Annotated in this window: 7 protein-coding genes (1 of these 7 only partly in view); all 7 read left to right on the forward strand. The window is 37.8% G+C overall.

What is annotated here, in order from left to right; genetic code table 11:
- Entirely contained in the window at positions 1–1,347 is a 1,347-nt protein-coding gene (dnaA, locus tag QNH29_RS00005) for a chromosomal replication initiator protein DnaA (RefSeq protein WP_283862922.1), read from the forward strand.
- A gap of 207 nt (positions 1,348–1,554) precedes the next feature.
- Positions 1,555–2,691, forward strand: a complete 1,137-nt coding sequence (gene dnaN, locus QNH29_RS00010) for a DNA polymerase III subunit beta (protein ID WP_283862923.1) — start codon at positions 1,555–1,557, stop codon at positions 2,689–2,691.
- Positions 2,692–2,793: 102 nt separating this feature from the next.
- Entirely contained in the window at positions 2,794–3,012 is a 219-nt protein-coding gene (gene yaaA / locus QNH29_RS00015) for a S4 domain-containing protein YaaA (RefSeq protein ID WP_283862924.1), read from the forward strand.
- A gap of 16 nt (positions 3,013–3,028) precedes the next feature.
- Positions 3,029–4,147, forward strand: coding sequence for a DNA replication/repair protein RecF (gene recF, locus QNH29_RS00020; protein ID WP_283862925.1), 1,119 nt, complete (start codon positions 3,029–3,031; stop codon positions 4,145–4,147).
- Between the two features lie 10 nt (positions 4,148–4,157).
- Positions 4,158–4,409, forward strand: coding sequence for an extracellular matrix regulator RemB (gene remB, locus QNH29_RS00025; protein WP_283862926.1), 252 nt, complete (start codon positions 4,158–4,160; stop codon positions 4,407–4,409).
- 65 nt (positions 4,410–4,474) lie between these two features.
- On the forward strand, positions 4,475–6,397 hold the full coding sequence (gene gyrB / locus QNH29_RS00030; RefSeq protein WP_283865787.1) for a DNA topoisomerase (ATP-hydrolyzing) subunit B: 1,923 nt from the start codon (positions 4,475–4,477) through the stop codon (positions 6,395–6,397).
- 99 nt (positions 6,398–6,496) lie between these two features.
- Positions 6,497–7,500: the 5' end (the start) of a DNA gyrase subunit A gene (gyrA, locus tag QNH29_RS00035; RefSeq protein WP_283862927.1), read on the forward strand. It continues 1,567 nt past the right edge of the window; 1,004 of the gene's 2,571 nt are visible here — the first part of the coding sequence; it begins with the start codon at positions 6,497–6,499; the stop codon falls past the right edge of the window.

The following is a 7,500-nucleotide window of genomic DNA, read 5'->3' on the forward strand; positions in this document are numbered from 1 at the left end:
TTGGAGAATATTGCGGATCTTTGGAATGCTGCTCTTGCCAATATCGAGAAGAAGATTAGCAAGCCTAGTTTTGACACCTGGCTAAAGTCCACAAAGGCCCATTCCCTTCAAGGCAATCTACTTGTGATCACTGCTCCAAATGAATTTGCACGTGATTGGCTCGAGGAGCGCTACTCCCAGTTAATTGCTGGCATTTTGTACGAAATTACTGGAGAAGAGCTATCTGTTAAGTTCATTATTCCGCAAAATCAAAAAGAGGAAGACCCTGACTTACTATTGCCAGCAAAAAAGGCCAAAAAAGAAGATGACCAACATGATTTTCCGCAAAATATTTTAAACCCAAAGTATCTTTTTGATACGTTTGTTATTGGATCAGGTAACCGATTTGCTCATGCAGCCTCCCTGGCTGTTGCTGAAGCACCTGCAAAAGCATACAATCCCTTATTTATTTATGGGGGCGTTGGGTTAGGGAAAACACACTTAATGCACGCAATCGGACATTATGTTTTAGAACATAAACCAAATGCGAAGGTAGTTTATTTGTCTTCAGAAAAATTCACGAACGAATTTATTAATTCAATTCGTGACAATAAAGCTGTCGAATTCCGCAATAAGTATCGAAACGTTGATGTGTTACTAATTGATGATATTCAATTCTTAGCTGGAAAAGAATCAACGCAAGAGGAATTTTTTCATACTTTTAACACTCTACATGAGGAAAGCAAACAAATCGTCATTTCAAGTGACCGTCCGCCTAGGGAAATTCCAACTCTTGAAGACCGGCTTCGTTCACGGTTTGAGTGGGGACTAATTACGGATATTACCCCTCCAGATCTGGAAACAAGAATCGCGATTCTTCGGAAAAAGGCCAAGGCGGAAGGATTAGATATACCAAATGAAGTTATGCTATATATTGCTAACCAAATTGATACCAATATAAGAGAACTTGAGGGAGCATTAATCCGCGTAGTGGCCTATTCTTCCTTAATCAATAAGGATATTAACGCGGATTTAGCTTCGGAAGCTTTAAAAGATATCATCCCGAGCTCAAAGCCAAAAGTAATTACAATCCTCGACATCCAGAGGACGGTTGGTGAGCACTTTAGTGTGAAATTGGAAGATTTTAAAGCGAAAAAGCGGACAAAATCAGTTGCATTCCCTAGACAAATCGCGATGTATTTATCACGGGAGTTAACGGATTATTCATTGCCTAAAATAGGAGAAGAGTTTGGAGGACGTGATCACACGACTGTAATCCATGCTCATGAAAAGATTTCAAAACTATTACAATCAGATTTGCAGCTGCAAAAGCAAATGAAAGAACTAAACGAATTGTTGAGAGTTTAAAGGAACTGTGAATAACTTGGACTTATTTATGCACAGTCTGTCCACATGTGGATAGACTGTGTTTCCGTTGCGAAAAATAAGTTATCCACATACTAACAAGCCCTACTAGTACTTCTACTGTTTTTTTATTTAAAAAACTTATTATTATATGTTTAAGAAATTCCAAATATGCCTGCTTAGAAAAAAAATTTCCGGGAGGATTATGAAATGAAATTTATCATCCAACGGGACCGCCTTGTTCAAAGTGTCCAAGATGTTATGAAGGCAGTCACTTCAAGAACGACAATCCCTATTTTAACTGGGATCAAAATAACAGCTAGCAGCGAGGGAGTAACCTTAACGGGAAGTGATTCAGATATTTCAATTGAATCCTTTATTCCAAACGAGGAAGACGGAAATGAAATTGTAGAAATCAAGCAAGCCGGTTCTATCGTCCTTCAAGCAAAATTTTTCAGTGAAATTGTAAAAAAATTACCGACTGACTCTGTTGAAATTGAAGTGCTAGGCTCTCTACAAACTGTGATTCGCTCTGGGAAGTCTGAATTTAATTTAAATGGTCTTGATGCAGAAGAATATCCTCACCTTCCGCAAATAGAAGAAAATAATAAATTTCAAATTGCAACCGATCTGCTAAAAATGATGATTCGCCAAACCTTTTTTGCTGTATCCACCTCAGAAACACGTCCCATCTTGACAGGTGTAAACTGGAAGATTGAAAATGGTGAACTAAACTGTATTGCAACAGATAGTCATCGCCTAGCTTTACGAAAAGCAAAAATCGAAATTGAAAATAACGAAAGCTACAATGTTGTCATCCCAGGTAAGAGCCTGAATGAACTAAGTAAAATTATTGATGACTCAAATGAGTTAATTGATATTGTTATTACAGAAAACCAAATATTGTTTAAAGCAAAACATTTATTATTTTTCTCCAGGTTGTTAGAAGGAAATTATCCTGATACTTCTAGATTGATTCCTAGTGAAAGTAAAACCGATATTGTTGTGAATACAAAAGAATTTCTCCAAGCAATCGATCGTGCTTCCCTGCTTGCACGTGAAGGCAGAAACAATGTTGTAAAACTTTCAACCATTGATGGTGGTGTAATAGAGATTTCCTCTAACACACCTGAAGTAGGTAAAGTAGTCGAAGAAATTCAAAGTCAAACCATTGATGGAGAAGAATTAAAAATTTCATTCAGTGCTAAATATATGATGGATGCCTTAAAAGCTCTTGAAGGCACAGAAATAAGGGTAAGCTTTACTGGTGCGATGCGTCCGTTCGTTATCAAACCGCTGCACGATGAAACCACATTGCAGCTGATTTTACCTGTAAGAACTTACTAGGATAATCTTGCAAATAGTCACCATGTTTTTTGGTGACTTTCTTTATTTTTTGTTTTTTAGTAAAATAAAGTATTGAGACCATTTAGAAAAGAGTGATAAACATTGCCTGAAGAAATAAAGATAAATACAGAGTTTATTACGTTGGGTCAATTTCTTAAAGTAGCTGACGTCATCCAATCTGGTGGAATGGCAAAGTGGTTTTTAAGTGAAAACGATATTTTTATTAATGGTGAACAAGATCAACGAAGAGGAAGAAAGCTTCGAGCAGGAGATAAAATCAATATTCCTGGCTTTGGTGAGTTTTTGATTACGAGTAACTAAAGGTTGTGTCGTTTTCATGTATATTGAACAATTAGCACTAAGTGATTATCGAAATTATCATAGCCTAACGGTTGAATTTGAAAATAAAGTCAATGTGATTCTTGGGGAAAATGCTCAAGGAAAAACAAATGTGATGGAATCTATTTATGTTTTAGCAATGGCCAAGTCTCATCGGACATCAAATGATAAAGATCTTATTCGCTGGGACCAGGAGTATGCTAAAATAGAGGGTAGGGTTCAAAAACAGCATAGCTCTCTGCCATTACAATTAATTATTTCCAAAAAAGGAAAAAAGGCCAAATGCAACCATATGGAGCAGCAGAAATTAAGCCAATATGTCGGGAACATGAATGTGGTCATGTTTGCTCCTGAAGATTTAAATCTAGTAAAAGGCAGCCCGCAGATTCGAAGGCGGTTTATTGATATGGAAATTGGGCAGGTTTCGCCCATTTATTTACATGATATGAGTCAATATCAAAAAATACTTCAACAGCGAAATCATTTTTTAAAAATGATGCAAATAAAAAAACAAACCGACCAAACTATGCTAGAAATTCTCACTGAGCAATTTATTGATATGGCTGTGAAAATTGTTTCGAAAAGGTTTGAGTTTCTCCATTTGCTTGAGAATTGGGCTAAACCTATTCATAAAGGTATCTCCAGAGGGCTGGAATCATTGGAAATTGTCTATAAACCATCGGTAGATGTATTAGAAGACGAAGATTTGTCGAAAATGAAAGCAAGCTTTGAGGAAAAATTTAGTAAAGTTAGAACAAGGGAAATAGAACGTGGAACAACATTATTCGGACCACATCGTGATGATTTGTTGTTTTTTGTAAATAATCGGGATGTTTCGACATTTGGATCACAAGGGCAACAGAGAACAACGGCACTTTCTGTTAAGCTTGCCGAAATTGAATTAATTCATTCAGAAATTCGCGAATATCCCATCTTACTCCTTGACGATGTTTTATCTGAATTAGATGATTATCGTCAGTCACACTTGCTTAATACCATTCAGGGGAAGGTCCAAACATTTGTTACAACAACAAGTGTGGATGGAATCCACCATCAAACATTAAAAGAAGCTTCAACTTTTGAAGTAGAGTCTGGTGTTATCAATAAAGTTAATTGAGGTGGTAAGTGTGTATATTCATGTCGGGGAAGATCTAAATATCAGGGCGAAGGATATCATCGCCATTCTTGATAAAGGGTGCGTGAATTCTTCAAATTTAGTGGAAGAGTTCTTAGAACAGCATAAGGAAAAGCTTGTTAACCTTTCGAAAAACCCCTTTAAATCTGTTGTCATCACAAATGACAAGGTTTATTTATCCCCAATTTCTTCTGGAACATTAAAAAAACGTTCAAATCAAAAAGAAATGCAGGAATTGTTATAGTATTATTACTCATTTAGTTTAGAAGAGTATTTTTTGAATGAAAGTGCGGGGTGAACGATATGACAATGGAACAAAAATTAGTCCAGGAACAAGAATATGGTGCGGATCAAATACAAGTCTTAGAAGGTCTTGAGGCTGTTAGAAAAAGACCAGGTATGTACATTGGTTCAACCAGTGGAAAAGGTCTTCATCATCTTGTTTGGGAGATTGTAGATAACAGTATTGATGAGGCTTTAGCAGGTTACTGTGACGAAATCAATGTGACCATTGAAGAAGATAATAGTATAACTGTTCAAGATAATGGACGTGGTATTCCAGTCGGAATTCAAGAAAAAATGGGCAGACCTGCAGTTGAGGTCATTATGACGGTTCTTCATGCCGGAGGTAAATTTGGCGGCGGCGGATATAAGGTTTCCGGCGGATTGCATGGTGTAGGTGCATCCGTTGTTAATGCCCTTTCTACCCATTTGGATGTCTTGGTTCACCGTGACGGTAATATTTACTCTATTAAATTTGAACGCGGAGCAGTAGTCCAAGAATTAGAAATTATTGGTACAACTGATAAAACTGGGACAATCACTCACTTTAAGCCAGACGGTGAGATTTTTACAGAAACATTGGTATACGAGTATGATATTCTGGCAACCCGTCTGCGTGAACTCGCCTTCCTAAATCGAGGAATAAAAATTACGATTAAGGATAACCGTGTGGAAAATAAACAGAATGAATACTACTACGAAGGCGGAATTAAATCATACGTAGAGCATTTAAACCGCACAAAAGAGGTTATTCATGATGAACCAATTTACATCGAGGGAGAACGCGACGGAATTAGCGTAGAAGTTGCACTTCAATACAACGAAGGATATACGGACAGCATTTACTCCTTCGCCAATAATATTCACACCTATGAAGGCGGAACACATGAATCAGGATTTAAAACAGGATTAACCCGCGTTATAAACGATTATGCTAGAAAGAGCGGTTTGATTAAAGAAAATGATACGAATCTATCTGGTGAAGATGTTCGTGAAGGCTTAACTGCGATCGTATCGATTAAACACCCAGATCCGCAATTTGAAGGGCAAACGAAAACAAAGCTCGGAAACTCTGAAGTAAGAACGATAACTGACTCTTTGTTTTCAAGTCACTTTGAAAAGTTTTTACTTGAAAATCCACAAGTAGCTAAAAGAATCGTTGAAAAAGGATTAATGGCTGCGAGAGCAAGACTTGCGGCAAAGAAAGCTAGAGAATTAACGCGCAGAAAGAGTGCCTTAGAGGTTTCTAGTTTACCTGGGAAGTTGGCAGACTGTTCTTCAAAGGATCCTTCTATCAGCGAACTGTACATTGTAGAGGGTGACTCTGCAGGTGGTTCTGCAAAACAAGGCCGTGACCGACATTTTCAAGCAATTCTGCCATTAAGAGGGAAAATTCTAAACGTTGAGAAAGCACGTTTAGATCGGATTCTCTCAAATAATGAAGTTCGGTCCATGATTACTGCAATAGGAACAGGTATTGGGGAAGATTTCGATATCGCTAAAGCAAGATATCATAAAATAGTTATCATGACGGATGCAGACGTTGATGGAGCTCATATCCGAACGCTATTGTTAACTTTCTTTTACCGTTATATCCGGAAAATTTTAGAAGCGGGCTATGTATATATAGCACAGCCGCCATTATATAAAGTGCAGCAGGGAAAAAAGGTTCGGTATGCTTATGATGACAAAGAGCTAGAAAAAATATTCGCCGAGCTTCCAAGCCAGCCGAAGCCTAATATTCAGCGTTACAAAGGTTTAGGAGAAATGAATCCTGAACAATTATGGGAAACGACAATGGATCCTTCTAATCGGACTATGCTTCAAGTAAGTCTAGAAGATGCTATTGAGGCAGATGAGACATTTGAAATGTTAATGGGTGACAAGGTAGAGCCGCGTCGTAACTTCATTGAAGCAAACGCCCAATACGTAAAGAACTTAGATATATAAAGGGATAGAGGGGTGACCACTATCCTCCTTTTTTCGTTTATCTAGTTCTCAATCGATGATGATTAAAGGCAGGTTGTCACCAAAATAGGAGGTACTATAATGGCCGAAACACCAAATTCTCAAGTGAAAGATATTAATATCAGTCAAGAAATGAAAACATCATTTCTTGACTATGCAATGAGTGTTATTGTTTCTCGTGCCCTTCCAGATGTTCGAGATGGTTTAAAACCAGTTCATCGTCGTATTTTATATGCCATGCATGACCTTGGAATCCATGCGGATAAGCCTTATAAAAAATCAGCTCGTATCGTTGGGGATGTAATTGGTAAATATCACCCGCATGGAGACTCTGCCGTATATGAAACGATGGTACGGATGGCGCAGGATTTTAACTATCGTTATATGCTTGTTGACGGTCATGGAAACTTTGGATCAGTAGACGGCGATTCAGCAGCAGCAATGCGTTATACAGAGTCTAGAATGTCCAAGATTTCTATGGAATTACTTAGAGATATTAACAAGGATACGATTGATTTCCAGGATAACTATGATGGTGAGGAAAGAGAGCCTTCTGTCCTGCCAGCGAGATTCCCTAACCTATTAGTCAATGGCTCTATGGGTATTGCTGTTGGGATGGCTACTAATATCGCACCACACCAACTGGGTGAAGTTATTGATGGTGTATTAGCCGTTACTCGTGATCCAGAAATCACCATTCAAGAGTTAATGGAAATCATTCCTGGTCCGGATTTTCCAACCGGAGGCATCATAATTGGCCGAAGCGGTATTCGTAAGGCATATGAAACAGGTAGAGGATCAATTACCGTACGGGGAAAAGTAGAAATTGAACAAAAATCAAATGGTAAAGAAGTTATCATTGTTAGTGAATTACCATACCAAGTAAACAAAGCAAAATTGGTTGAAAGAATTGCGGAATTACATCGTGATAAAAAAATAGAAGGCATTACCGATTTACGGGATGAATCTGACCGTAATGGAATGCGAATTGTTATTGAGGTTCGTAAAGACGCAAATGCGAATGTCCTTTTAAATAACTTATACAAACAAACATCACTTCAAACCAGCTTTGGGATCAATACACT

Origin of the sequence: Neobacillus sp. DY30 (genome assembly GCF_030123065.1) — a bacterium.
GTDB lineage: Bacteria > Bacillota > Bacilli > Bacillales > Cytobacillaceae > Neobacillus.